The organism is Mergibacter septicus (assembly GCF_003265225.1).
Taxonomy (GTDB): domain Bacteria; phylum Pseudomonadota; class Gammaproteobacteria; order Enterobacterales; family Pasteurellaceae; genus Mergibacter; species Mergibacter septicus.
This window is the reverse complement of sequence record NZ_CP022013.1, coordinates 1679934-1706698: the sequence shown is the minus strand read 5'-3', so window position 1 is coordinate 1706698 and position 26765 is coordinate 1679934. Positions and strand designations below refer to the sequence as shown.

General features: G+C 35.2%; 30 protein-coding genes. 21 read left to right on the top strand and 9 right to left on the bottom strand.

What is annotated here, in order from left to right; translation table 11 throughout:
• Window positions 1-122: 122 nt before the first annotated feature.
• From CEP47_RS07955 to lnt, 13 genes are all read left to right on the top strand, one after another.
• Window positions 123-515: an ATP synthase subunit I gene (locus tag CEP47_RS07955; RefSeq protein WP_261920146.1), complete on the top strand. Its 393-nt coding sequence runs from the start codon at window positions 123-125 to the stop codon at window positions 513-515.
• 34 nt (window positions 516-549) lie between these two features.
• Window positions 550-1359 carry a F0F1 ATP synthase subunit A gene (atpB, locus tag CEP47_RS07950; RefSeq protein ID WP_261920147.1) on the top strand — a complete coding sequence of 270 codons (810 nt, stop codon included), beginning with the start codon at window positions 550-552 and terminating at the stop codon, window positions 1357-1359.
• 49 nt (window positions 1360-1408) lie between these two features.
• Window positions 1409-1663, top strand: a complete 255-nt coding sequence (atpE, locus tag CEP47_RS07945; protein ID WP_261920148.1) for a F0F1 ATP synthase subunit C — start codon at window positions 1409-1411, stop codon at window positions 1661-1663.
• 64 nt (window positions 1664-1727) lie between these two features.
• On the top strand, window positions 1728-2198 hold the full coding sequence (atpF, locus tag CEP47_RS07940) for a F0F1 ATP synthase subunit B (RefSeq protein WP_261920149.1): 471 nt from the start codon (window positions 1728-1730) through the stop codon (window positions 2196-2198).
• Between the two features lie 13 nt (window positions 2199-2211).
• Complete coding sequence (gene atpH, locus CEP47_RS07935) at window positions 2212-2745, top strand: F0F1 ATP synthase subunit delta (protein ID WP_261920150.1); 534 nt, start codon at window positions 2212-2214, stop codon at window positions 2743-2745.
• 13 nt (window positions 2746-2758) lie between these two features.
• Window positions 2759-4300 (top strand): F0F1 ATP synthase subunit alpha, encoded by a 1542-nt coding sequence (gene atpA, locus CEP47_RS07930; protein WP_261920151.1) that lies wholly within the window; start codon window positions 2759-2761, stop codon window positions 4298-4300.
• A gap of 26 nt (window positions 4301-4326) precedes the next feature.
• Entirely contained in the window at window positions 4327-5190 is an 864-nt protein-coding gene (atpG, locus tag CEP47_RS07925; RefSeq protein ID WP_261920152.1) for a F0F1 ATP synthase subunit gamma, read from the top strand.
• A gap of 17 nt (window positions 5191-5207) precedes the next feature.
• Window positions 5208-6581 (top strand): F0F1 ATP synthase subunit beta, encoded by a 1374-nt coding sequence (gene atpD, locus CEP47_RS07920; RefSeq protein ID WP_261920153.1) that lies wholly within the window; start codon window positions 5208-5210, stop codon window positions 6579-6581.
• Between the two features lie 35 nt (window positions 6582-6616).
• On the top strand, window positions 6617-7042 hold the full coding sequence (locus CEP47_RS07915; RefSeq protein ID WP_261920154.1) for a F0F1 ATP synthase subunit epsilon: 426 nt from the start codon (window positions 6617-6619) through the stop codon (window positions 7040-7042).
• A gap of 125 nt (window positions 7043-7167) precedes the next feature.
• Complete coding sequence (locus tag CEP47_RS07910) at window positions 7168-7557, top strand: YbaN family protein (protein WP_261920155.1); 390 nt, start codon at window positions 7168-7170, stop codon at window positions 7555-7557.
• Between the two features lie 130 nt (window positions 7558-7687).
• A complete protein-coding gene (locus tag CEP47_RS07905) occupies window positions 7688-8995 on the top strand; it encodes an anaerobic C4-dicarboxylate transporter (RefSeq protein ID WP_261920156.1) in 1308 nt (435 codons plus the stop codon).
• Window positions 8996-9126: 131 nt separating this feature from the next.
• Window positions 9127-10035 (top strand): CNNM family magnesium/cobalt transport protein CorC, encoded by a 909-nt coding sequence (gene corC / locus CEP47_RS07900; protein ID WP_261921038.1) that lies wholly within the window; start codon window positions 9127-9129, stop codon window positions 10033-10035.
• 66 nt (window positions 10036-10101) lie between these two features.
• The gene (lnt, locus tag CEP47_RS07895; RefSeq protein ID WP_261920157.1) at window positions 10102-11664 is read left to right on the top strand and encodes an apolipoprotein N-acyltransferase; all 1563 of its coding nucleotides are present in this window, start codon (window positions 10102-10104) and stop codon (window positions 11662-11664) included.
• A 74-nt stretch (window positions 11665-11738) separates the two neighbouring features.
• Here the strand turns inward: lnt and infA are convergent, their stop codons facing one another.
• Both infA and recA read right to left on the bottom strand, forming a co-directional pair.
• Window positions 11739-11957: a translation initiation factor IF-1 gene (gene infA / locus CEP47_RS07890; protein ID WP_005627617.1), complete on the bottom strand. Its 219-nt coding sequence runs from the start codon at window positions 11955-11957 to the stop codon at window positions 11739-11741.
• A gap of 288 nt (window positions 11958-12245) precedes the next feature.
• On the bottom strand, window positions 12246-13334 hold the full coding sequence (gene recA / locus CEP47_RS07885) for a recombinase RecA (protein WP_261920158.1): 1089 nt from the start codon (window positions 13332-13334) through the stop codon (window positions 12246-12248).
• 259 nt (window positions 13335-13593) lie between these two features.
• On the opposite strand from recA, the gene rraB reads away from it, so the two are divergent.
• From rraB to aroE, 4 genes are read left to right on the top strand one after another with little or no spacing between them, the layout of a single operon-like run.
• Window positions 13594-13989, top strand: a complete 396-nt coding sequence (gene rraB, locus CEP47_RS07880; protein WP_261920159.1) for a ribonuclease E inhibitor RraB — start codon at window positions 13594-13596, stop codon at window positions 13987-13989.
• 42 nt (window positions 13990-14031) lie between these two features.
• Window positions 14032-14583, top strand: a complete 552-nt coding sequence (locus tag CEP47_RS07875; RefSeq protein ID WP_261920160.1) for a DNA topoisomerase family protein — start codon at window positions 14032-14034, stop codon at window positions 14581-14583.
• A complete protein-coding gene (locus tag CEP47_RS07870; protein ID WP_261920161.1) occupies window positions 14576-15130 on the top strand; it encodes a Sua5/YciO/YrdC/YwlC family protein in 555 nt (184 codons plus the stop codon). Before CEP47_RS07875 ends, CEP47_RS07870 begins: the two co-directional genes overlap by 8 nt.
• Window positions 15131-15142: 12 nt before the next feature.
• Window positions 15143-15949 (top strand): shikimate dehydrogenase, encoded by an 807-nt coding sequence (gene aroE, locus CEP47_RS07865; protein ID WP_261921039.1) that lies wholly within the window; start codon window positions 15143-15145, stop codon window positions 15947-15949.
• Window positions 15950-15983: 34 nt separating this feature from the next.
• Here aroE and clpX read toward each other — a convergent pair whose 3' ends face one another.
• From clpX to tig, 3 genes are all read right to left on the bottom strand, one after another.
• Window positions 15984-17222 (bottom strand): ATP-dependent protease ATP-binding subunit ClpX, encoded by a 1239-nt coding sequence (clpX, locus tag CEP47_RS07860; RefSeq protein WP_261920162.1) that lies wholly within the window; start codon window positions 17220-17222, stop codon window positions 15984-15986.
• Window positions 17223-17224: 2 nt separating this feature from the next.
• On the bottom strand, window positions 17225-17821 hold the full coding sequence (clpP, locus tag CEP47_RS07855) for an ATP-dependent Clp endopeptidase proteolytic subunit ClpP (protein ID WP_261920163.1): 597 nt from the start codon (window positions 17819-17821) through the stop codon (window positions 17225-17227).
• A 137-nt stretch (window positions 17822-17958) separates the two neighbouring features.
• Window positions 17959-19257, bottom strand: a complete 1299-nt coding sequence (gene tig / locus CEP47_RS07850; protein WP_261920164.1) for a trigger factor — start codon at window positions 19255-19257, stop codon at window positions 17959-17961.
• A 353-nt stretch (window positions 19258-19610) separates the two neighbouring features.
• Here tig and CEP47_RS07845 point away from each other — a divergent pair, with 353 nt between their 5' ends.
• Together CEP47_RS07845 and CEP47_RS07840 are read left to right on the top strand one after the other, a co-directional pair.
• The gene (locus CEP47_RS07845) at window positions 19611-21155 is read left to right on the top strand and encodes a carbon starvation CstA family protein (RefSeq protein WP_261920165.1); all 1545 of its coding nucleotides are present in this window, start codon (window positions 19611-19613) and stop codon (window positions 21153-21155) included.
• 78 nt (window positions 21156-21233) lie between these two features.
• Complete coding sequence (locus CEP47_RS07840) at window positions 21234-22028, top strand: TatD family hydrolase (RefSeq protein WP_261920166.1); 795 nt, start codon at window positions 21234-21236, stop codon at window positions 22026-22028.
• Window positions 22029-22121: 93 nt separating this feature from the next.
• On the opposite strand, the gene CEP47_RS07835 is transcribed toward CEP47_RS07840, so the two are convergent.
• From CEP47_RS07835 to rppH, 4 genes are read right to left on the bottom strand one after another with little or no spacing between them, the layout of a single operon-like run.
• Entirely contained in the window at window positions 22122-22973 is an 852-nt protein-coding gene (locus CEP47_RS07835) for a thymidylate synthase (protein WP_261920167.1), read from the bottom strand.
• An 8-nt stretch (window positions 22974-22981) separates the two neighbouring features.
• The gene (gene lgt / locus CEP47_RS07830) at window positions 22982-23788 is read right to left on the bottom strand and encodes a prolipoprotein diacylglyceryl transferase (RefSeq protein WP_261920168.1); all 807 of its coding nucleotides are present in this window, start codon (window positions 23786-23788) and stop codon (window positions 22982-22984) included.
• A 12-nt stretch (window positions 23789-23800) separates the two neighbouring features.
• On the bottom strand, window positions 23801-24598 hold the full coding sequence (locus tag CEP47_RS07825; protein WP_261920169.1) for a sulfite exporter TauE/SafE family protein: 798 nt from the start codon (window positions 24596-24598) through the stop codon (window positions 23801-23803).
• Between the two features lie 36 nt (window positions 24599-24634).
• Window positions 24635-25270, bottom strand: a complete 636-nt coding sequence (gene rppH / locus CEP47_RS07820) for an RNA pyrophosphohydrolase (protein ID WP_373463105.1) — start codon at window positions 25268-25270, stop codon at window positions 24635-24637.
• A gap of 104 nt (window positions 25271-25374) precedes the next feature.
• On the opposite strand from rppH, the gene CEP47_RS07815 reads away from it, so the two are divergent.
• Both CEP47_RS07815 and slyD read left to right on the top strand, forming a co-directional pair.
• Entirely contained in the window at window positions 25375-26073 is a 699-nt protein-coding gene (locus CEP47_RS07815; RefSeq protein WP_261920170.1) for an SIMPL domain-containing protein, read from the top strand.
• An 87-nt stretch (window positions 26074-26160) separates the two neighbouring features.
• Window positions 26161-26736, top strand: a complete 576-nt coding sequence (gene slyD, locus CEP47_RS07810; protein WP_261920171.1) for a peptidylprolyl isomerase — start codon at window positions 26161-26163, stop codon at window positions 26734-26736.
• Window positions 26737-26765 lie beyond the last annotated feature (29 nt).

The window sequence follows — 26765 nt, the reverse complement described above, 5'->3', positions numbered from 1 at the left end:
TTTTACATAAATGTTAAATATATTGCTGTTTTATTGTTATAAACTATTGCATTAAATTTGAACCTACATATAATTTGGTATTGTTTTACCGAAGAACAACATTTTTTGTAATTGGTTAATCTATGTCTAGAGTTATTCGGCATTCAAAAAAAATTTATCAACGAGCAATTTTAGCAGAAAGTTTAATTTTAATTATTTTTTATGTTGGGATAGTTTTATTTAATTATAAATTTGCATTGCCTTTTTTCTTAGGTTTTTTGGTTGCATTTATTTCTCAACTTGGATTTATAGGATACATTTTCTATTTTGTTGAAAAAAAGAGCATTCAAGATAGAGTAAAACTTTTATATCAAAGTGAAGCATTGAAAATAGGATTAAATATTTTTTTATTTGCTTTGCTTTTTTTATGGTTTAAACCAACTCAACCTATAGTTTTTTTTGTTGGTTACTTAATAGCAATAGTATGTAATTCTACATTGCCATTTTTTTTCAGTCGGTTAAATAGACTGATTTAATAAAGTTTATCATTCATTTATAGTAGGAAAAAAAATGTCTGCTCAAGATCTACCTCTTACTTCTACGGATTACATTAATCATCACCTAGGTAATTTAACAATAGGTAATGGTTTTTGGACAGTCCATTTTGATTCTCTATTCTTCTCAGTATTATGTGGTGTCGCTTTTTTATATGTGTTTTATAAAGTTGCACAACGTGTTACAACTGGCGTACCAACCAAATTACAAGCCGCTGTTGAAATACTGGTCGAGTGGATTAATGGGATTGTTGTTGAAAATTTTCAAGGGAATAGAAATGTTGTTGCTCCACTGGCTTTAAGTATTTTTGTATGGGTATTTTTAATGAATACCATTGATTTAATCCCTGTTGATTATTTGCCCAAATTAGCCGCAATTTTATCTGGTGATGATCATATTTATCTTCGAGCGGTACCTACTACGGACGTTAATATTACCTTTTCATTAGCGCTTGGCGTCTTTTTCTTGATTTTATTTTTTACAATTAAGTCAAAAGGGGTTAAAGGTTTAGTTAAAGAATATACACTACATCCTTTTAATCATTGGGCTTTAATTCCTGTTAACTTTATTTTAGAAACTGTTACTTTAATGGCTAAACCTGTTTCTTTAGCATTACGGTTGTTCGGTAATATGTATGCAGGGGAATTAATTTTTATTTTGATTGCTTTAATGTATTCGGCCGATCATTTAATTGCCGCTTTTGGTATATCGTTACATCTTATTTGGGCGATATTTCATATATTAGTGGTTACCTTACAAGCTTTTATTTTTATGATGTTAACCGTGGTTTATTTAAGCTTAGCTTATAATAAATCTGAACATTAATTTTTCTTAACCCAGCTTTTGCTGTTTTTTTATTAACTTGGAGAAAACTATGGAAACTATTATTAGTACAACTATCATTGCTGTTGCAATTATGTTCTCTTTTGCAACTTTAGGTACCGCTATTGGTTTTGCTATTTTAGGTGGTAAATACCTTGAATCAGCTGCTCGTCAACCTGAATTAGCGAATTCATTAATGACCAAAATGTTCATTGTTGCAGGTCTTTTAGATGCGATTGCTATGATTGCAGTAGGTATTAGTTTGTACTTCACTTTTGCAAATCCATTTATTTCATTATTAGGTTAAGACACAGCGGTTACTCTACGGTTTAGATTAGAGTAATTAACCGACTTACTAGAGGAGGTTCGTTGTGAATATCAACGCAACATTAATCGGACAAACAATAGCATTTATCCTTTTTGTATGGTTTTGTGTTAAATATGTTTGGCCACCAATTATCAATGCTATTGAAACCCGTCAACAACAGATAGCAGATGCGTTAGCTGCTGCTGAGACAGCTAAAAAAGAGCAAGCTGATATTAAAGTGTTGGCTGAAAAAGAAATTAATGCAGCAAAAACACAAGCTCAAGCAATCATTGATGCGGCGAATAAACGCCGTAATGAAATTTTAGCTGAAGTACAGGCGGAGGCTGAGTCTGTTAAAGCTAAAATTATTGAACAAGGTTATGCTGAAGTTGAAGCAGAACGCAAACGTGTTCAAGCTGAATTACGTCTTAAAGTTGCAGGATTAGCAATTGCTGGTGCTGAAAAAATTGTTAGTCGTACGATAGATGAAGCGGCGAACAATGAAATTATTGATAAATTAGTTGCTGAATTATAGGTAGGTGGGGCTTATGTCTGAATATACAACTATAGCTCGCCCCTATGCTAAAGCCGCATTTGATTTTTCCATCGAGCATCAACAGCTTGAACAATGGCAAGAAATGTTAACTTTTGCTACTGCTGTTGTTGAAGACAATACGGTACAAAATTATTTAACAAGTTCTTTATCATCTTCAAAAATTGCTGAGATGGTGATTACTATTTGTGGTGATCAACTTGATCAATATGGGCAGAATTTAATCCGTTTAATGGCTGAAAATAAACGTTTACATCTATTGCCTACTGTACTTCAACTGTTTGCTGAATATGTAAATGAATATAAAGAAATGGTTGAAGTAAAGGTGATTTCAGCATTCCCTTTAAAAGATAGCCAGCAAGAGAAAATTTCTGTTGCAATGGAACGGAAACTCTCCCGTAAAGTGAAATTAAATTGTAGTGTGGATAGCACATTAATTGCGGGTGTAATTATTCGTACTGATGAGTTTGTCATTGATGGTAGTAGCCGAGGGCAATTAGCACGTTTAGCGAATGAATTACAACTGTAACGAGGAATAAAATATGCAACTAAATTCTACTGAAATTAGTGATTTAATTAAAAAACGAATTGCAAATTTTAATGTGGTTAGTGAAGCGCATAATACTGGTACCATTGTTTCTGTTAGTGATGGAATTATTCGTATTAGCGGTTTAACTGATGTTATGCAAGGCGAAATGATAGCATTACCGGGTAATAAGTATGCTATCGCATTGAACTTAGAACGAGATTCGGTAGGTGCCGTAGTAATGGGGCCTTATACCGATCTAGCAGAAGGTATGGAAGTTCAATGTACAGGCCGTATTTTAGAAGTGCCTGTTGGTCGTGGTTTATTAGGTCGTGTTGTCAATACTCTAGGGCAACCGATAGATGGTAAAGGTGAGATTAAGCATGATGGTTTCTCACCAGTAGAAGTTATTGCGCCAGGTGTTATTGATCGTAAATCTGTTGATCAGCCTGTTCAAACTGGTTATAAGGCAGTAGATTCAATGATTCCAATCGGACGAGGTCAACGTGAGTTGATTATCGGCGATCGCCAAACAGGTAAAACTGCTTTAGCTATTGATACTATTATTAATCAAAAAGAATCAGGTATTAAGTGTGTTTATGTAGCCATTGGTCAGAAAGCTTCTACCATCGCCAATGTTGTGCGTAAATTAGAAGAACATGGTGCTTTAGCTAATACTATCGTGGTTGTCGCTTCTGCATCAGAGTCTGCTGCGTTGCAATACTTAGCACCTTATGCTGGGTGTGCAATGGGAGAATATTTCCGTGATCGTGGGGAAGATGCGTTAATTGTGTATGATGATCTTTCGAAACAAGCCGTAGCGTATCGCCAAATTTCATTATTATTACGCCGTCCGCCTGGTCGTGAAGCTTTCCCTGGTGATGTGTTCTATTTACATTCTCGTTTATTAGAACGTGCAGCTCGAGTAAATGCTGAATATGTTGAACGTTTTACCAATGGTGAGGTAAAAGGTCAAACAGGTTCATTAACAGCATTACCTATTATTGAAACACAGGCTGGTGATGTTTCAGCGTTTGTTCCTACTAACGTAATTTCAATTACTGATGGACAAATTTTCTTAGAATCGAATTTATTTAATTCTGGTATTCGTCCTGCTGTTAACCCGGGTATTTCCGTATCTCGAGTCGGTGGTGCAGCACAAACGAAAGTAATGAAAAAATTATCAGGTGGTATTCGTACAGCCCTTGCTCAATATCGTGAATTAGCTGCTTTTGCTCAATTTGCTTCAGATCTTGATGATGCTACACGCAAACAATTATCTCATGGGCAAAAAGTAACGGAATTGTTGAAACAAAAGCAATACTCACCAATGTCAGTTGGACAACAATCTTTAATTTTATTTGCGGTTGAGTTTGGTTATCTTGACGATATTGTATTAGAAAAGATCGGGGCTTTTGAAGCGGCATTATTAGATTTTGTAAAAAATAATTATGCAGACTTTATGCAAGAGTTAACGGCTACGGGTGATTATAACGATACCGTAAAAGATACTTTTAAAACGATTTTAGATACCTTTAAGAAAAACGGTGCATGGTAATTATTGCATATTAACGGAGAGATGAAATGGCAGGTGCTAAAGAGATAAGAACCAAGATCGCAAGTGTACAAAGTACACAAAAAATTACTAAAGCGATGGAAATGGTTGCAACCTCAAAAATGCGTAAAACGCAAGACCTTATGTCTTCTTCACGTCCGTATTCTGAAACAATACGCAACGTAATTAGCCATGTATCAAAAGGTAATATTGGATATAGACACCCTTTTTTAGTACAACGAGAAGTTAAAAATGTCGGATATATCATAATCTCTACGGATAGAGGGTTATGTGGTGGATTAAATATTAATTTGTTTAAATCTGTCCTACAGGAAATGAAAAACTTCAAAGAAAAAGGGGTTGGTATTCAACTTAGTTTGATCGGCTCAAAAGCGACAAATTTTTTCCATTCTTTAGGAATGGAGGTAATTTCTCAAAAAACTGGAATTGGCTATACACCCTCTGTTGAACAATTAATTGGTTCAGTCAATACAATGATTGATGCTTATCGTAATGGAGAAATAGATGAAGTGTACTTAGTCTTTAATAAATTTATTAATACTATGTCACAAAAACCAGTTATTGATAGGTTATTACCTTTACCTGAGATGGAAAATGATCATTTACAAACAGGAATTTGGGATTATATCTATGAACCAGATCCTAAGTTTTTATTAGATAGTTTGTTAGTGCGTTATTTAGAGTCGCAAATATATCAGGCTACGGTAGAAAATTTAGCGTCTGAACAAGCCGCTAGAATGGTTGCAATGAAAGCTGCCACAGACAATGCAGGTAATTTAATTGCTGATTTACAGCTTGTATATAATAAAGCACGTCAAACAAGTATTACAAATGAACTAAATGAAATTGTTGCTGGTGCTGCAGCAATTTAAAGATAAGAGGATCGATAATGGCAACTGGAAAAATTGTACAAATCATTGGAGCTGTCATTGATGTTGAATTTCCACAGAATGAAGTACCAAAAGTTTATGATGCTTTAAATGTGGAAACAGGGTTAGTTTTAGAAGTTCAACAACAATTAGGTGGTGGAGTTGTACGTTGTATAGCAATGGGCTCTTCCGATGGTTTAAAGCGAGGTTTATCTGTCACTAATACACAGAATCCTATTTCTGTTCCAGTCGGAACAAAAACCTTAGGACGTATTATGAATGTATTAGGTGAACCAATTGATGAACGTGGTCCTATTGGTGCTGATGAACTTTGGTCTATCCATCGTGCTCCACCTAGCTATGAAGAACAAGCTAATAGCACAGAATTACTTGAAACTGGTATTAAAGTTATTGACTTAGTTTGCCCTTTTGCAAAAGGAGGAAAAGTCGGTTTATTCGGTGGTGCTGGTGTAGGTAAAACAGTAAATATGATGGAATTAATCCGTAACATTGCGATTGAGCATTCGGGGTATTCTGTTTTTGCTGGGGTAGGTGAACGTACCCGTGAAGGAAATGATTTTTACCATGAGATGCAAGAATCAAATGTACTTGATAAAGTATCACTTGTGTATGGACAAATGAATGAACCACCAGGTAACCGTTTACGTGTTGCTTTAACAGGTTTAACTATGGCGGAAAAATTCCGTGATGAAGGTCGTGATGTTCTTTTCTTCGTGGATAATATTTACCGTTATACTTTAGCTGGTACCGAAGTCTCTGCTTTATTAGGTCGGATGCCATCAGCAGTAGGGTATCAACCAACATTAGCAGAAGAGATGGGGGTATTACAAGAGCGTATTACTTCAACTAAAACTGGCTCGATTACTTCTATTCAAGCGGTATATGTTCCAGCAGATGACTTAACCGACCCATCTCCAGCAACAACTTTTGCGCATTTAGATGCAACAGTCGTATTAAGTCGTCAGATTGCTTCATTAGGGATTTATCCTGCAGTAGATCCGTTAGATTCCACGTCTCGTCAATTAGATCCACAAGTTGTAGGTCAAGAACATTATGATGTTGCTCGTGGTGTACAATCTATTTTACAACGCTATAAAGAATTGAAAGATATTATCGCTATCCTTGGTATGGATGAACTTTCTGAAGAAGATAAATTAGTGGTTGCACGTGCTCGTAAGATTGAACGTTTCTTATCACAACCATTCTTTGTGGCAGAAGTCTTTACGGGATCTCCTGGTAAATATGTTCCATTGAAAGAAACAATTCGTGGCTTTAAAGGTATTTTAGATGGTGAATACGATCATATTCCTGAACAGGCGTTCTATATGGTTGGTTCAATAGATGAAGTATTAGAAAAAGCGAAGAAAATGTAATTTGCTCCTAAGGCAACGAAACCCAAGGAGATGAGATGAAAACATTTGATTTAACGGTTGTGAGTGCAGAAAAGAAACTTTTTTCTGGAAAAGTTAGCAGTATCCAAGTTTCTGGTATTGATGGTGAATTAGGGATTTTAGCTGGGCATACGCCATTACTAACAGCCATAAAACCGGGAATTGTAAAAATTGTTAGTGATAACCAAGAAGAAGTTATTTATGTTTCTGGTGGTTTTCTTGAAGTACAGCCAAATATTGTTACAGTATTGGCTGATACAGCGATTCGAGGGGCTGAATTAGATCAAGAACGTATTTTAGCGGCAAAACGTCAAGCAGAAGAGAACATTAAAAATCATCATAAAGATGAGGATTATACGGTAATGGCTGCGAAATTAGAGAAAGAGTTAGCGAAATTACGTGCTTATGAACTTACTGAGAAACTGGTAAAAACAAAGCGTTAAAATAAAACTTTGCGATTAGAAAGGCTGATATTTATTCAGCCTTTCTTTTTTTGAAAAAAGTTTGATTTTCATCATATAGTTGATACTATGAAAAACGATTATTTTTTCAGAATATTGAATACTTTATGCGATATTTTTATATCTTTCTTGGTTTTTTATTTCTAGGTCTAGGGATCTTAGGTGCTTTTTTACCTATTTTACCTACAACCCCTTTTTTACTTTGTACTTTATTCTTTTTTGGTAAAAGCTCATCACGCCTACATAATTGGTTTATTAACACCAAGATATATCACAAATATTTAAAAAGTTTTAATGAACAAAGAGCATTAACTAAGCAATCTAAACTATCAATTTTAACATTATCTAGCATAATGATGGGGATATCTTTCTATTTTTCACCTAGCGTTATTGGTAGAGTTGCAATTATTGTTCTCTTATTAATTGAATATTGGTTTTTCTTCTTTTGGATTAAAACAATACCTGAAGAAGTAAACGAGGTTGATGAGGAAAAATAACAATATTTCTAGGAATAAAATTGATATTTTTGTTTTAGCTCAATATTTTTACTGGTATTACTGCTTAGACTGTATTTGATTTTCTTAATAAAATTGTTGTATCAACTACTTGCTGATAAAAGGATAACTTATGATTTGGTTACATTTTTTTATTGTATTAGTCTTTATTTTTTTAGGTACTAGATTAGGAGGTATTGGTATTGGTTTTGCTGGAGGGCTGGGAGTTGTTGTTTTAGCCTTATTTGGTTTAGCGCCGGGATCAATTCCTTTTGATGTTATTTCCATTATTATGGCAGTTATTATGGCTATTTCAGCTATGCAAGTTGCTGGTGGAATGGATTTTCTGGTTAGATGGGCAGAAAATTTATTAAGAAAACATCCGAAGTATATTACTTATTTAGCACCAACAGTCGGTTATTTTATGACTTTGTGTGCAGGAACAGGCCATACTGCATTTTCAATATTGCCTGTAATTGCAGAAGTCGCTAAAGAGCAAGGTGTTCGTCCTTCACGTCCTCTATCTATTACCACAATTGCCTCTCAGATTGCGATTACTGCTTCACCAATTTCTGCTGCTGTTGTTTATCTAGCGGGAGAATTAGAGAAAAATTTCGGTATTGGTTATCTCCAATTATTGGCTATTTGGATTCCTACAACATTTGTAGCTTGTATGATTACAGCGTTTATCTGTAATTTCTTAGGTAAAGAATTGAAAGACGATCCTGAATATCAACGCCGTTTATCAGAAGGATTAATTAAACTTCGTGGTCAGACTCAAATTGAGATTAAACCATATGCAAAACGTTCGGTTGGTATATTTCTTTTAACCGTCATTATTGTGATGTTTTATGCCACCTTAATAAGTAAAACAGTGGGATTAATTGAGCATCCTGTATTACCTAGAAATGAAGCTATTATTAGCTTTATGCTTGCAGCCGCCGCTGTAATCGTTGTTTTCTGTAAGGTCGATGTTGATCAAATTACATCTGCTGCTACATTTAAATCAGGTATGTCAGCTTCAATTTGTGTCATGGGGGTTGCTTGGTTAGGTAACACATTCGTTGGTGGGCATATTGAAGAAATAAAACAAGCATCATCAACATTATTAAATGATTACCCTTGGATGTTAGCGGTTGTTTTATTCTTTGCTAGTACGTTGCTTTACTCTCAAGCTGCAACAGCAAAAGCACTTTATCCAGCAGCAATCGCATTAGGTGTTTCTCCACTTTCAGCTATTGCTGCTTTTGCAGCGGTATCAGCATTATTTGTATTACCAACTTATCCAACTTTACTTGCTGCGGTTGAAATGGACGATACAGGCTCTACCCGAATTGGTAAATTTGTATTCAACCATTCATTTATCCTACCCGGATTAATTGCAATTGTGTTATCAGTTGGATTAGGTTTTCTTTGGGGTGGTATAGTATTATCAATTTAATGAATAGATTAAATAATCCTTCTGCTTTTTAAGTAGAAGGATTATTTGAAGTGGATAACTAGCGAGAGTTAGTTTAATATAATCATTTTCAAATTTTATTCACATAAGTATAAAGACACAAACAAAATTAAATTATGAACGAAGAACATTCGGATACGAATCAAGCAGAAACACCTACTAAAAAACGTTTTTTCCATAGCCTTTTGGGTGGTCTTTTTCCTACAGAACCTAAAAATAGGGAAGACCTTGTTGAAACGATTCGAGATTCAGAACAAAATGATATTATCAATCAAGAAACTCGAGCAATGATTGAAGGAGTAATAGAAATTTCTGAATTGAGAGTCAGAGATTTAATGATCCCTCGTTCACAGATTGTTTTTATTGATATTGAGCGTAGCCTTGATGAATGTCTAGATATTATTATTGATTCAGCCCATTCCCGTTTTCCTGTCATTACTGATGAACGAGATAATATTGCTGGTTTATTGTTAGCCAAAGACTTATTGAAATTTTTACGATCTAATTCAGAACAGTTTGATATTGAAAAGATTCTACGACCTGCTGTAATAGTACCTGAAAGTAAAAGAGTTGATCGTATGTTAAAAGAATTTCGTTCAGAACGTTTTCATATGGCGATTGTTGTAGATGAATTTGGAGCTGTTTCAGGGCTTATCACCATTGAAGATATTCTGGAACAGATTGTTGGCGATATTGAAGATGAATTTGATGAAGATGAGATCGCTGATATTAGTCAATTATCAAAACATACTTATGCAGTAAGAGCATTAACTGGTATAGAAGATTTTAATCAGCGTTTTGCAACTACTTTTGATGAAGAAGAAGTTGATACTATTGGTGGCTTGATTATGCAAGCTTTTGGATATTTACCAAAACGGGGTGAAAGTATTCTGCTAGATGGTATAGAATTTAAAGTAACAGCAGCAGATAGCCGACGTTTAATCCAGTTGAGAGTATGTTTATCTGACGAACAGTTGTTATTAATTGACAAACAGCAACAAGTTGTTGATGAAAATATATAATTTAATGTGTATTTTTTTAGGATAAACAAGGCGTAGTAATACGCCTATTTTTTTATGGTAAATAATATGAAATTATTGCAACTGCCTATTTTTTATATCCTTGCCTGTATTGGAGGGGGGATAGCCGTTTTTGCTTTTTCACCTTATGAACAGTGGTGGATAGCTTATCTTTCCGTCTTTATTTTATTATGGGGAGTAACTAATCCGATTAAGAAAATCGCATTAACATCAGCATTTTTATGGGGGATATCGTTTTTTCTTATTGGGATAAATTGGATTAACATCAGCATTAACCAATTTGGTGGTACACCATTAGTTTTTGGCTATTTACTTGTTTTTCTATTATCTGCTTATCTTGCTTGTTATCCGTTGTTATTTGGTTGGATTATCACTAAATTTCAGATTCAAAGTGGTGTGATATTTGCTTGTGTTTGGACATTAACAGAATATCTTCGTGCTCATTTATTTACTGGTTTTCCTTGGTTGGAGCTTGGTTATAGCCAGATTAATTCGCCTTTTAAAGGAATAGCACCATTATTTGGTGTACAAGGCATTAGCTTTTTTATGATTTGGAGTTGTGGTTTAGTTGTTACTATTTTGCGTTCTATACAACAGAAAAGAAAAAAACTCATTTGGATTAGTCAAAGTGCTTTATTGTTGATATTACTTTTAATTGCAGCATTAACTGAAAAAGCCATTTTTGTTAAAACAGATAAAACTAAAATGCCACAAATAATCACTTTAATTCAGGGAAATATTGAACAACAAATAAAATGGGATCCTAATTTTTTAGTTTATTCTTTAGATCGCTATGAACAATTAATTAAACCACATTTAGGAAAAAGTAATTTAATTATCCTTCCAGAATCTAGTTTACCCGCATTAGAAAATAATTTAATACCATATATTTCTGGTCTTGCAGATTTTGCGAAAGAAAGTGGAAGTACAATTATGTTAGGATCTGTGTTTAGAAATGAACAAAATGATAATATTTATAATTCTGTTTTAGTCTTAGATCCTAATAAGCAAAATCCTTTAGTTAATCCACAACGTTATTTGAAACACCATTTAGTGCCATTTGGTGAATATGTACCATTAAGCAATTTATTACGTCCTCTCGGTGCAATTTTTAATTTACCATTTTCAGGTATGACGGCAGGAAAATATCTTCAATCAGGATTAAAAGCAAATGACATTGTATTAACACCAGCAATTTGTTATGAAATTGCTTTTGGGGAGCAGATAAGAGAAAATCTGACTAAAAAAAGTCATTTTATCTTAACCTTATCTAATGATGCTTGGTTTGGACAAAGTATAGGTCCATGGCAACATTTGCAAATAGCCCAAATGCGAGCGTTAGAACTAGGAAAACCTGTAATTCGTGCGACTAATACGGGCGTAACTGCTTTTATTGATACAAATGGAGAGATAATTGCACAAGCACCACAATTTAAAGCGACAACCTTAACTGCTAAAATTTACCCAGTAGTAGGTAGAACCCCCTATTCTGTATTTGGTAATTACCCTTTATATATTCTTATTGTTTTATTTACTCTGTTTCATTTAGTAACTACTTGGTTGAAATATAAGATTTTACTTGTTAGCCAAGCAAAGTTAGATGAAAAATAGATGGATCAGAGAATTTTTTGGAATTTTGGAATATAGGAGAGGAAAAAACGGGTTAGTTAACCCGTTTTTTAATGTTAACGACTGCGGAAAATAATTCTACCTTTGCTTAAATCATATGGAGTCATTTCGACAGTAACTTTATCACCAGTTAAGATACGAATATAATTTTTTCGCATTTTACCTGAAATGTGGGCGGTAACAACGTGTCCATTTTCTAATTCAACACGAAACATTGTATTTGGCAAGGTTTCTAAAATAGTGCCTTGCATCTCAATGCAATCTTCTTTTGCCATATATCCTCTAAATAATTTTAAATATATATAATAGGTGAAAATTTTTCCCTATGTTTTTCTTCAAAGTCCAAAGATTATACTAGGGCAAATAATAATGGCAAGTTTTTTGATCTATGAATGAAATTTGAATGGAATTTATACAAATTTAATCTCGTTTTTATTAAAACGTGATAAATATTTCGGATTAATAATTTTCATTGCTAAAATCAAAATAGAATTAATTTATTTGGAGAGATCGTAAACTCAAAATAAAATAGTTTACGATCTTATCTTTTTATCAATTAATAATTAAAAGTTTTCGTCTTCAATTGATTCAATACTTGGTTCTTCAGTAATATTAAAATCAATATTATCCATAGTTTGTGGATTAAGTAGTAACTCTCGTAAGTTTTTCTCAATTTCCTGTGCTTTTTCAGGGTGATCTGTTAAGAATTTAGAAACATTGGTTTTGCCTTGTCCTATTTTTTCACCTTGATAACTATACCAAGCACCCGCTTTTTCAATTAATTTATGTTTTACACCTAAATCAATTAATTCACCATTTCGATTAAAGCCTTGTCCATAAAGAATTTGAGTATCTGCTTGTTTAAATGGAGCTGCTATTTTATTTTTTACCACCTTGATACGAGTTTCATTACCTATTACTTCTTCACCATTTTTAACTGAACCTGTACGGCGAATATCAAGACGAACTGAAGCATAGAATTTAAGAGCGTTACCACCGGTCGTGGTTTCGGGGTTACCGAACATTACACCAATTTTCATACGAATTTGGTTAATGAAGATAGCCATACAGTTTGATTGTTTTAGGTTTCCTGTTAGTTTACGCATTGCTTGCGATAACATTCTCGCTTGTAACCCCATATGAGAATCGCCCATATCACCTTCGATTTCAGCTTTTGGTGTTAATGCCGCCACAGAATCAATAACTAAAATATCGACAGCACCAGAGCGAGCTAGTGCATCAGCAATTTCGAGTGCTTGTTCACCAGTATCGGGTTGAGAAACTAAAAGTTGATCTATATCTACCCCTAATTTTTTTGCATAAATCGGATCAAGGGCGTGTTCTGCATCAATAAAGGCGCAAGTTTTCCCTTCACGTTGAGCTGAAGCAATAACTTCTAAGGTTAAGGTTGTTTTTCCAGAGGATTCAGGGCCAAAAATTTCTACAATTCGTCCCATAGGTAAGCCACCAGCGCCTAAGGCGAGGTCTAATGCTAATGAACCCGTTGAAATGGTTTCTACATCCATCGCTCGGTTATCACCGAGTTTCATAATAGAGCCTTTACCAAATTGTTTTTCGATTTGTCCAAGAGCCGCAGCTAAAGCTTTTTGTTTGTCATCTGAATTAATGTTTTCTTTTTTTGATTCTTTCATAGTGCAAACCTCGTTAAGGATAGGTGTCAGTCAATTTTTGAAATATTATACTGTATAATCATACAGTATCAAGTGGATTTTTTACTCTTTTTAATTTTTATATTGATTGGTAAGCAGACGCTTTTCTTTAAATAGGTGGTTGTTTTAAAGGAAAAAATCAATAGATATTAAAGAATAGTGTTACTTGTAGAATAATAGCTTAAAGCCTACAATAAGAGAGGGTTATTCTAACTAAAAATAATTTAAAAAGAAGGATAATATGCACAATTTAACTGAATATCAAACGGAAACACGTCAAATTATTGAAGATTTATTGAATGATGGTAGCGATCCAAATGGATTGTATATTGTTGAGCATCATATTTCACATACGAATTTTGATAAATTAGAAAAAATTGCGTTAGATGCCTTTAAATTGGGGTATGAAGTATCTGAAGCAGAAGAAATAGATCTTGATGGTAAAGATCTTTACTGCTTTGATATTATTAGTGAAATTCCTTTAAAAGCTGAATTAATTGATGCTCAGCAGAAGGAATTATTACCATTAGTAGAAAAAAATGGTGGTTTTTATGATGGTTGGGGAACTTATTTTGAAGATCCTAATGCGCAAGATGATGAATATGGTGAAGATGGTCAATTTTTTGATGAAGATTAAAGGTTCTGATAATCAATAAAAACGATATTGATAGGAAAAATAGTGTCACAACAATTATTTACTCAGCAGAAAATAGAACAATATTGCCCACAGTGTAATGCACCTTTACAACTTAAACGTGGGAAACAGGGCTTATTTTTAGGTTGTAGTGCTTACCCTAATTGCGATTATTTAAAACCTTTAAAAAATACGATGGTAGGACAGGTATTGAAGGTATTACCACAAAATTGCCCTGAATGTGGAACAAATCTTGTATTACGGCAAGGACAATTTGGTATGTTTATTGGTTGTGGTAACTATCCTGAATGTGAGTATATTGTTCATAATTTACAAGCAACGGATACCGAACAGGAAACAGTTACTTGCCCTAGTTGTGGTAAAGGCAAATTGCTTGCACGTCGTGGGCAAAGAGGTAAAACTTTCTATGGTTGTGATCATTTCCCACAATGTCGTTTTACTTTGGATCGCCCTCCTTTAGCAAAAAGTTGTCCTAAATGCCATTTTCCAGTTGTAGTATTAAAGAAAAAATTATCAGATACTTCTTTTTATCAGTGTGCCAATAAGCGTTGTTGTTATGAGTTTAGTGATGAATAACATAATTGAAATTGTGAGAGCTTTACAACAAGATCAGGTTGTCGCTTATCCAACAGAAGCTGTTTTTGGTTTAGGCTGTAATCCAAACAGTGAGATAGCAATAAAAAATTTGTTATCTTTGAAACAGCGACCGATTGAAAAAGGGTTAATTTTGATTGCACCTGAATTATCTTATTTTACGGATTTTGTCGATTTTTCCCGACTTTTACCTCACCATTTAAAGCAAATAGAACAAGTTTATGCTCAACCTACCACTTGGGTGGTACCTGTTAAAGAAAATGTTTCTACCCTTTTGTGTGGACAGTTTAATAGTATAGCGATTCGGTTATGTTCTCACCCTTTAGTAAGACAACTATGCCAACAAACAGGCTTTGCTTTAACTTCTACCAGTGCTAATTTAACAGGGTTAGAGCCTTGTCGAACAGTTGTGGAAGTACAACAACAATTTGGAGAAACGTTTCCGATCTTAAAAGGCAAGGTTGGTTTAGCGACAAAACCATCGGAAATTCGTGATATTTTTACTAATCAGGTTATTCGACAGGGGTAACTTATGCAGAAAATGAGACATTATGCAGTTTGGGGTAATCCTATTAAGCAAAGTAAATCACCGATTATCCATCAACTTTTTGCTCAACAAACAGCAAAAAAGATTGCATATGAAGCGAAATTAGGAAGCTTGGATCAGTTTGAATTGGAATTAAAAACATTTTTTCGGCAAGGTGGGATTGGTTGTAATATTACTGCTCCTTTTAAACAACGTGCTTTTCAACTTGCAGATCAACATAGCCAAGCGTGCTTAATGGCAGAAGCTTGTAATACCTTGAAGTGTTTAGATGATGGTTCTCTTTATGCTGATAATACTGATGGTATAGGTTTGGTTACCGACTTAGCTCGTTTGGGCTGGTTAAAACCCCAGCAGAAGATTTTAATTTTAGGTGCTGGTGGTGCAACCCGAGGGGTTCTGTTACCTCTTTTACAAGCCCAACAACAAATTACTTTAGCAAACCGAACACTAGCAAATGCTGAATGTTTAGCGGAAGTCTTTTCTGATTATGGCGAGATTAAAGCCGTAGCCTTAGATTGTATTCCAGTAGAATCCTTTGATGTTGTGATTAATGCCACTTCAAGTGGTTTACACGGACAGGTTGTTACCATTGATCCGATAGTGTTACAGCACTGCTATGCGGCGTATGATATGCAATATAGTAAGCAAGATACGCCTTTTCTCCAATTGTGTAAGCAGTATGGTATTCAACGTTGTCAAGATGGTCTAGGAATGTTAGTCGCACAAGCGGCACATTCTTTTCATTTATGGGAAGGCGTGATGCCTGATATTACCCCTGTTTTGCAAAGCTTGGCGGAATAAAACAAAACCGTGTAATCACACGGTTTTGGAATGGTTAATATTCTAAAACAGGAGGGCTATTTTGATCTATTACTTCGGCATTGATAATCACTTTTTTCAATCCAGTTAATGATGGTAGATCATACATTGTATCTAACAATGCGGCTTCCACGATAGAACGCAATCCCCTTGCCCCAGTTTTTCTGATAAGTGCTTTTTTAGCAATTGCTTTTAAGGCATCAGTTGTAAATTCAAGTTCTACTTTTTCTAATTTAAATAGGGCTTGATATTGTTTTACTAACGCATTTTTAGGTTCAGTTAAAATCTGAATCAGTGCCTCTTCATCAAGTTCATTTAATGATGCAACAACAGGTAAACGACCAATAAATTCAGGGATTAAACCGTATTTAACTAGATCTTCAGTTTCAACTTGTGCGAATAATTCACTAACAGATGCTTTATCTTGTTCACTTCTTACTTCAGCACCAAAGCCAATACCACTGCTTTTATGTGTTCGGCGTTCAATCACTTTATCTAAACCTGCAAAAGCTCCACCACAGATAAAGAGAATTTTTGATGTATCAATTTGTAAGAATTCTTGTTGTGGATGTTTGCGTCCGCCTTGAGGTGGTACGGAAGCAACTGTCCCTTCAATTAATTTTAAGAGTGCTTGCTGTACACCTTCGCCTGAAACATCACGTGTTAATGAAGGATTATCTGACTTACGGGTTATTTTATCTATTTCATCAACATAGATAATGCCTTTTTCAGCCTTAGCTGGATCATAATCACAATTTTGTAATAAACGTTGTAGAATAGTTTCTACATCTTCTCCAACATAGCCCGCTTCAGTCAAGGTTGTAGCATCAGCAATAGCAAAAGGAACATTTAAACGGCGAGCTAAAGATTGTGCTAATAATGTTTTTCCGCTTCCTGTTGGTCCAATTAATAGAATATTACTTTTACCTAACTCAACGTCATCTACTTTGTCATTACGTAAACGTTTGTAATGGTTATATACGGCAACAGATAATACTTTTTTAGCTTGATCTTGCCCAATAACATAATCATCAAGATTTTGTCTAATTTCATGTGGGGTTGGTAATTTTTCTTCTGATTCAGCCGTTTTTGGTGGATTTTCTTCAGGAGTAGTTTCTTCTTGCTTGAGTAAATCTTGGCATAAATGGATACATTCATCGCAAATATATCCTTTGACACCAGCAATCAGTTTTTTGGTTTTGTTTTCTGGTTTGCCACAAAAAGAGCAAACAACATCATCTTTGTTATCTGTCATCACTAAATAGTTTCCAATGTACGTTTAGTATAAACCTGATCGATTAAGCCATAAGCCTTAGCTTGTTCTGCCGACATAAAGTTATCTCTGTCGGTATCTTTTTCTATAACCTCAATAGGTTGTCCAGTGTGGAATGCTAGGCGTTCATTTAAGGTCTGCTTAATTTTTAAGATCTCTTGAGCGTGAATTTGAATATCTGAAGCTTGACCACGGAAACCACCTAAAGGTTGGTGAATCATTACTCGAGCATTTGGCAATGCAAAACGTTTTCCGGGCGTACCGCCTGCTAATAAAAATGCACCCATTGAACAGGCTTGTCCAATACATACTGTACGAATATCTGGTTTAATAAATTGCATAGTATCGTAAATTGCCATACCAGCAGTGACTGAACCACCGGGTGAATTAATATAGATATAAATATCTTGATCTGGATTTTCTGATTCAAGGAATAGGAGTTGTGCAACAATGAGGTTCGCCATATTATCTTCGACTTCTCCACTTAAGAAAATTAAGCGTTCTTTTAAAAGACGAGAATAAATATCATAAGAACGTTCCCCACGAGAAGTTTGTTCTACAACCATTGGAACTAATGCCATATATCTTTCCTTTTTATTTCGTTATAGCTAAAAATAGTAAAAGTGCGGTTTAATCATAGTGTTTAAACCGCACTTCTTAAAGTTTTACTTTTACTAAAAGTAAGCTAATTTATCGTTTTTTAATCTTTTTAGCAAAATTATGCTTGTGGATTCATAATTTCATCAAAAGATTTTTTCACATCAGAAACTTGTGCTTTATTTAATACAGCTTCAACTGCTTCTTCTTCTAAAACGACATTGCGGATATTATTAGATAACTCTTTGTTTTTACTATAATATTCGATAACTTCATCTGGTTGCTCATAAGCAGATGCAATGTTAGCAATCATTGATTTAACACGCTCTTCATCAACTTTTAATTCATTAGAAGTGATCACTTCGCCTAATAATAAACCAACTCTTACACGACGTTTTGCTTGTTCTTCGAATAATTCTTTCGGTAATTCAAGAGCTTGTTTTTGGTTTGCACCAAAACGTTGAGCGGCTTGTTGGCGTAAAACATCAATTTCTTGTTCAACTGCTGCAGCAGGAACTTCAATCTCATTTTCAGCTAATAAACCATCAATGACTTGTGCTTTAATATTCGCAGTAACAGCATTATTTAATTCACGTTGCATATTTTTGGCAATTTCAGTCCGTAATTGAGCAACAGTGTTGCTGTTAGGGCCGAATTTAGCCGCAAATTCATCTGTTAATTCAGGTAATTGCATTGCTTCAACTTTTTTCAATATGATATCGAATTTAGCTGCTTTACCTTTTAAATTTTCTGCATGATAGTCTTCAGGGAAAGTCACATCAATACTAAATTCTTCACCTGCTTTATGACCTACAATACCTTCTTCAAAGCCAGGGATCATACGACCTTGTCCCATAAGAAGAACAAAATCTGTTGCTTTACCACCTTCAAATACTTCACCATCAACTGAACCTGTAAAGTCGATAGTAATACGAGAGTCAGCTTGAGTTGCTTCTTCACTCACGATCCAAGTCGCTTGTTGTTTACGTAATATATCGATCATTTTATCGATATCAGCATCAGTAATTTCAACAACTGGTTTTTCTACTTTAATATTTTCTAAACCTTTTAATTCTACTTCTGGATATACTTCAAAGGTTGCGGAGAATTTGAAAGCTTCTTGTTCGTTATAACTTTCTGGTGTGAAAGTAGGGCGGCCTGCTAAGTTCAATTTTTCTTGCATAACGGCATCAAAAAATGCACGTTGCATTGTTTCACCTAAAACATCTTGTAATACAGACGCACCAAAACGTTGTTTAATAATTGTGGCAGGTACTTTTCCTTTACGGAAACCATCAATACGAGCATTTTTTGCTACTTTTTTTAATTCTTGATTGATATTTTTTTCAATTGTTTCAGCCGGCACACTAATATTGATACGGCGTTCTAAACCTTGAGTTGTTTCTACTGAAAATTGCATTATGCTACCTCAAAATAAGTTAGTTGTACTCGGAACCGCGTATCGTACCGAACACTCAACCATCATTATTTGTTAAAAATAATGATATAAATATGAAAGAACGCTGAATTATATCTCAAGAAAACAGATTTAGTCGAGAATATGACGAATAAAAAACCATATTTGTTTAAAAAATAGACTTTTAAATTTAAAAAAGAGGTGAAAAAGCAATAAAATCTATGTTAATTGGAATAAAAAAACAGCTAATTTGTGGCTAATATCACAAATCTGTTGCAGAAAATAGATAGTAACATTTACAGATAATATTATCCTGTTAGAATAGCGACACTTTTAATCAAGCCTAGGGTATCTCTATGATATACTTTCTATTTTCTATTGTACTTCTTCTTGCTGGTTATTTTATTTATGGCAGCATTGTTGAGAAGATTTTTAAAATTAATCCACAGCGTGCAACACCAGCACACGCTTTAAAAGATGGCGTCGATTATGTGCCAATGTCGAAGAAAAAAATCTGGTTAATTCAATTATTGAATATTGCTGGAACAGGTCCTATTTTTGGTCCTATTTTAGGTGCATTATATGGACCTGTTGCGATGCTTTGGATCGTTTTTGGTTGTATTTTTGCAGGTGCAGTTCACGATTATTTTTGTGGTATGTTGAGTGTCCGTAATAGCGGTGCTTCAGTACCTAATTTATCTGGTAAATATTTGGGGCAACCTGTTAAGCACTTTATGAATTTATTAGCTTTAGTGCTATTGATTTTAGTCGGTGTTGTGTTTGTGGTGAGCCCAGCTGCCTTATTAACCAATATTACTCAAGATATGGTAGGTACCTTATCAACATCATCAGCAGAGATTGCAAATTCAGCTAATCAAGGTATGTTTGCGTGGTTACATAATATGGATCGTGCAACCATTCTCACTGCTTGGACATCGGTTATTTTTATTTATTATATCATCGCAACTTTAGTACCTATTGATAAAATCATTGGACGAGTTTACCCACTCTTTGGTGCATTATTACTCTTTATGTCCTTTGGAATGTTATTTGCGTTATTATTCGAAGGAAAACCGTTATTCCATTCAATTGGTGAAATGAATATTAGTAAATTCTTTGAGAATTTATCACCAACAGGTTTACCTATTTGGCCGTTACTTTTTGTTACCATTGCTTGTGGTGCAGTATCGGGTTTTCACGCAACACAATCCCCATTAATGGCACGTTGTATGGAAAATGAAAAAGAAGGTCGTTTTATTTTCTATGGTGCAATGATTGGTGAAGGGGTAATCGCATTAATTTGGTGTATGGTTGGTTTAACTTTCTATAATAGTCCAGCAGATATGAATGCAGCAATTCAGGCTGGTACACCGGCGAAAGTGGTCTATGATTCTGCTACACATATGCTTGGTTTCTTTGGTGGGATCTTGGCAGTTTTAGGGGTGGTGATATTGCCTATTACTTCAGGAGATACTTCATTCCGTGCAGCACGTTTAATCATCGCTGAATTCTTTAAAATTGATCAACGCCATTTAGTTAAACGTCTTTTCATTGCTATTCCACTTTTTGTCATCGGCTTTATTATTACCAAAGTTGATTTCCAAGTTATCTGGCGTTATTTTGGCTGGGCGAACCAAACTACTGCAATGGTAATGTTATGGACAGCGGCGGCTTACTTATACCGTTATCATAAATTCCACTGGATTTGTACTCTTCCTGCGATCTTTATGACGATGGTATCAGCAACCTATTTAGCTTATGCGAAGATTGGTTTTGGCTTGGATTATAATCTTTCAGTTTGGGTGGGAACAGGATTAACTGTAATTGCAGTGGTATGTTTCTTTACTATGCTTAAACCGATAGCCAATGGTGATCCTGAATCAGAAGTAACACAGGTGTAGTTAACTAATCCATTTGTTAAAATTATTAAAGCGAGTTACGGCTCGCTTTAATTTTAAGCGAAGGTATTGAAAAAGGATATGCAATTTTTTGATACACACGTTCACCTTGATAACTTAACCACAGAAACTCAAATGCCTCTTGCTGAGATTTTATTCGAAGTGGCACAGGCAAAAGTAACCAAAATGCTTAGTGTTGGGGTGGATAAAAATAGTTTAGTAACACTTCCTCAGTTGGCGGAAGCATCAAGTAATCTTTTTTATGGTGTTGGTTTACATCCGCTTTATATTCAATACCACCACTTACAAGATCTCGATTTGCTAGAACAGCATCTTAGTGAATATAACCCGCAATGCCGAGCAATAGCCGAAATAGGATTAGATCGTTTTTACCCAGAACTAATAGTAGATAAAATTTGGCAAAAACAGCTTGATTTCTTGCTTGCACAACTTGAATTAGCCAGAAAATATCAGCTACCCGTTAGTTTACATTCTCGCCAAAGCCACGATATATTGGCGAAATGTTTAAAACAGGTTCAACTTCCTAAAACAGGGGTTGTTCATGCTTTTTCAGGTAGTTATCAACAAGCAAAACGTTTTGTTGATCTTGGTTATAAAATTGGTGTGGGTGGAATAATTACCTATCAGCGAGCGAATAAAACTCGCCAAGCTATTGCTAAATTATCAATAACAGATCTTGTTTTAGAAACTGATAGTCGAGATATGCCACCTTCTGGTTTTCAAGGTAAGAAAAATCACCCAGCCAATGTTTTATTGATCTATCAGCATTTAGTGGAATTGAAACAACTGAATTGGGAAAAAGCGTGGGAAATATTATGGCAAAATTCAAATTTGATTTTTAATCAATCGGAATGATCTTTTTTTATTTCTCTTGTTTTTCTAGTTTGTTAAAGGAACGAAAGATTAGATTGAAAAACGCTTGAATTTATCAAGCGTTTACAATAGAGATTAAACTGAAAATGGGTATTTAATTGCTGGGTGGGATTGATAGTTATGTACTTTAAAATCATTAGTAGTTACCCAAGTTTCAAGATCTTCTAAAGATTTTATATCAGGATTAATTTCTAAAGTTGGAAGTGGCAATGGTTCTCGTTTTAATTGAACATTTTGCATTAAATCCAACTGGTCTTCATAGATATGGGCATTAACGATTTTATGGTAGGCTTGCCCTGCTTTTTTACCTGTAATTTGGGCAATTAAGGCAAGTAATGTATAGACCTGTAATTGGTTGAAGTTTAAGCCTAGAGGGACATCACAAGAGCGTTGGTAACTAGTGAGATAGAGTGTATCGTTTAGCAGTGAAAACGTGTGTGTATGCATACAAGGACGTAGGCAACCTAGCTCAATTTCACCCGGATTATAAAAGGTTAAAATTTCACCTCGATCATCAATACCTTTGCTTAAGTTATCCACAATCTTTCTTAGTTGATCAACGGTTTCACCATTTGGTTTTTGCCAACGTCTGCCTTGCACGCCATAAACTCGCCCCATATCATCAGTACCTTTGCGAGCGGGATTGTTTAGCCAAGCGGTATTGTCATTTGCGTTAGCATCCCACGTTTTAGTGCCTAATTTTCTAAAGTCAGCAGCATTATCATAGCCTCGTAAATAACCTAGTAGTTCAGCGATAGCTGCTTTCCAAAAACTTTTACGAGTGGTAATCAGAGGGAATTGTTGGTTAGCAACATCATAGGTGAGATCTGCATTAATGAGGGTTAAACAGCGTTTGCCAGTGCGTTGATTTTCAACCCATTGACCTTGTTCAATAATCCGCTGACATAAGTCGAGATACTGTCGCATAATATTCCTTATAGATTCTTTTTCAGTGGTTTTTTATAACTATACCAGATCATCATTGCACCAATGATGATCATTGGGGTAGATAAGATTTGCCCCATTGAAATTTCTTGCCCAAAATATAAGCCTAGTTGTGGATCAGGTTCTCGGAAGAATTCGACTAGAAAACGGAATAATCCATAGAAGAGTAGAAACATACCTGATACTGAGCCAAGAGGGCGTGGTTTACGGATATATAGATTGAGAATGGTAAATAGCACTATCCCTTCTAAAAAAGCTTCATAAAGTTGTGAAGGGTGGCGAGGAATATATCCTCCTGATGGGAATAGTACAGCCCAAGGCACGTCGGTTACTCGCCCCCAAAGTTCGTCATTAATAAAATTTCCTAGACGCCCAATGCCTAAACCAAAAGGAATAAGCGGTGCGACAAAATCAGCTGTCGCAAAAAATTGGCGTTGTTGTTTACGAGAGGTAAGCCACATTGCAATAATGACACCGATTAATCCACCGTGGAAAGACATTCCACCTTCCCACACTTTAAAGAGATAGAAGGGATCGTGGCGAAAGAGTTCAAATTGATAAAAGAGAACATAACCTATTCTTCCACCTAAGAATACTCCAAGAAAACCATTAAAGAGTAAATCATCAACTTGATTCACCGTCCAACCACTGTTAGGGCGATTAGCACGTTTTACAGCTAACCAACGTGCAAAAAGAAAACCAAGGAGATACATTAAACCATACCAACGGAGAGAAAGTGGTCCGATGGAAAAAATAACGGGATCAATCTGTGGATAGGGGATAAATTCTGTGGTCATAACTTTCCTTTTTTAGCTTACGAACATCATTTTTAATACAATAAGTGCTAACAAAACTGAAAAGGCTTTTTTTAGTGTTGCTACTGGTAGCCTATTGGTTGTTGAAGCTCCAAGTTTTGATGTAACAAAAGAAGTGAGTGTAATGCCAATTACTGCAGGTAGATAGATATAGCCGAAAGAATAATCTGGCATATTACTATTACTTAGGCCTGCTAGTGCATAACTAATTGTACCTGAAATACCTAAAAACATAGCACAGACGGAGGATGTACCAATTGCTTTTTTCATTTCAACACCTCGACTATTTAAAAAAGCAACGATAAAGCTTCCTCCTCCAATACCAGATGCACTGGATATTGCTCCAATTATTATTCCACCTACTATTGACGAGAGTTTAGTTAGTTTTTTTTGAATGATATTCTTAGGCTTAATGGATAAGAACATTTTGATCGAAAGGTAGATCATAATACAAGCAAAGATTTTGCTTGAAATATTACGAGGTAAGTGGCTAACAAATAATCCAGCAATAAAGATACTTACCATTAGACTAGGTATAAATGTTGTTAAAACTGGCCAAACGATATTGCCTAATTTATGGTGCCTTTGTGCAGAAGAAAATCCTGTAATAATAATGGTTGCTAGTGAGGTTCCAAGTGCTGTTGGTATAACAGCTTGGGAAGGAACGCCAATGTGCGGTAATAAATAAGTGAGGGTAGGAACAATAATTATGCCACCACCAATACCAAATAAACCAGCGAAAAAACCAGCTATTGCACCAAGCAATAGGCACGATATTAAAAAGCTGAGCATATAGACCTCGTGAATGTTAGAAGTATTTTGTAAATACTACCGTTTTTTAGTGTTGGGATAGAATTTTCGTCCCACTCGATGTCCTGACTTATAAGGTTTTTTGGGACGATAAGCAATGGTTTTCGTTTCTTCCTTTGTTGTATATGGTCGGCAGTGCTGTTTTTCGGAAATATCAACCGTTGTAGATGATAATGGAGGCATCTCTGCAAGTACGCTAGCAAATTCTTTCATCACTTTACGATAGACATCACGTTTGAAGGCAACAACTTGACGAACTGGATACCAAAAACTGACCCATCGCCAACCATCGAATTCAGGAGAAGATCCCGATTGCATATTCACTTTGCTTTCATCTGTTAGAAGTTGGAGTAAAAACCAGCGTTGTTTTTGTCCGATACAAACTGGTTTGGACTCAAAACGGATTAAACGTTTTGGTAATTTGTATTTTAACCAATGCTTAGTGGCGTGTAGAATTTTTACGTCCTGTTTTGCTAGTCCTACTTCTTCAAAAAGTTCTCGATACATAGCTTGTTCTGGCGTTTCCTCAGGATTAACCCCACCTTGTGGAAATTGCCAAGAGTTTTGTCCAAAACGTTTTGCCCATAACACTTGTCCGTGTTGATTACAGATTACGATACCTACATTTGGGCGATAACCATCGAAATCGATCACTTGGTCACCTTAAAAATTTTAAATTTTGTCAATTCAGTGTAATAATAGCGATTGTTTCACACTCTGGTGTTTTTCTCAATAGCAGATCTTTTTAGGAGGAGATTATGCGAAAATTAAGTAAAATGTTGCTATTATCTACTGCATTATTCAGTTTACCGCTTTATGCTGCAGAAAATAGTAATAATACTGTTGTTAATTTTGAGGTGTCAGCACAAAAACCAGTAGTGCAGGATACCCTAAATGCTCGTTTGGTTGCCCAAGTGCAAGGTAAGGATTTAGCCAAATTGAAGCAACAACTAGATCAAAAAGTTGAGAAGCTTTTAGCTCGCTTAGCTCAATATCCAACTATCCGTTTGCTTGAAAATCAACGTTATGAGTATATGAAAACGGATAAAGATGGGAAGTTTTCAGGTTGGAAAAGTGGGGTGAATATCCATCTTAGTAGCACTGATTTTGCAGCAATGCAGCAATTTTTGGATAAAATTGGTGGTAATGTTGCAGTCAACTCTTTGAGTTTTAGTATTTCAGATAAACTACGCCAACAAATTGGTGATGAATTACTTAAAACAGCTTTAGAAAAAACAGAAGCGAAAGCGGCTTTAATTCAAAAAAATTTACAGCGTCAATATTATCGTTTACAAAAAATTGAAATTCAGCAACCGAATGAGAATATTCAACCGAGGGTATTGGCTGCATATTCGGCAAGAGCAAATGAGGTGGCAGAAGAACAAACTGCTCCAGTTGCTGGTACAAGATTGTTGAATTTATCTATTTTTGCAACAGTTGAGCTATCAGATAAGTAGTAAATTCTATACAATATTAGCAGTTAACTTTAGGCTTACTTCCGTGTTGGGAGTAAGCTATTTTATCACTCAAAGAAGGGAAAGCAGATGAAAGTAGCAAAAAATACAGTAGTAGGTATTGCATATCAAGTTCGTAATCAAGATGGGGTTTTAGTCGATGAAGCACCAGCTAATCAGCCGTTAGAGTTTTTACAAGGACATAACAACTTGATTAGTGGTTTAGAAAAAGCATTAGAAGGTAAAGAAGTAGGCGAAAAATTTGAAGTCCGTGTTCAACCTGAAGAAGGTTATGGCGAGTATAATGAGAATTTAGTACAACGAGTACCAAAAGATATTTTTGTTGGGGTCGATGAATTAGTCGAAGGAATGAGATTTATTGCAGACACTGATGCAGGTCCACTTCCAGTGATTATTACCAAAGTTGAAGCAGAAGAAGTTGTGGTAGATGGTAATCATATGTTAGCGGGACAAGAGTTGCATTTCACGGTTGAAGTGATTTCTATCCGTGAAGCGACCGCAGAAGAAATTGCACACGGGCATTTACATCACGCAGGTGGTTGCGGTTGTGGCCATCATCACGAAGAAGAAGGGCATCAATGTTGCTGTGGTGGTCATCACGATCACGGCGACAAGCACGAAGGCTGCTGCGGACATAAACATTAATTTTTTCAATTTAAATAACACAAGTAAAA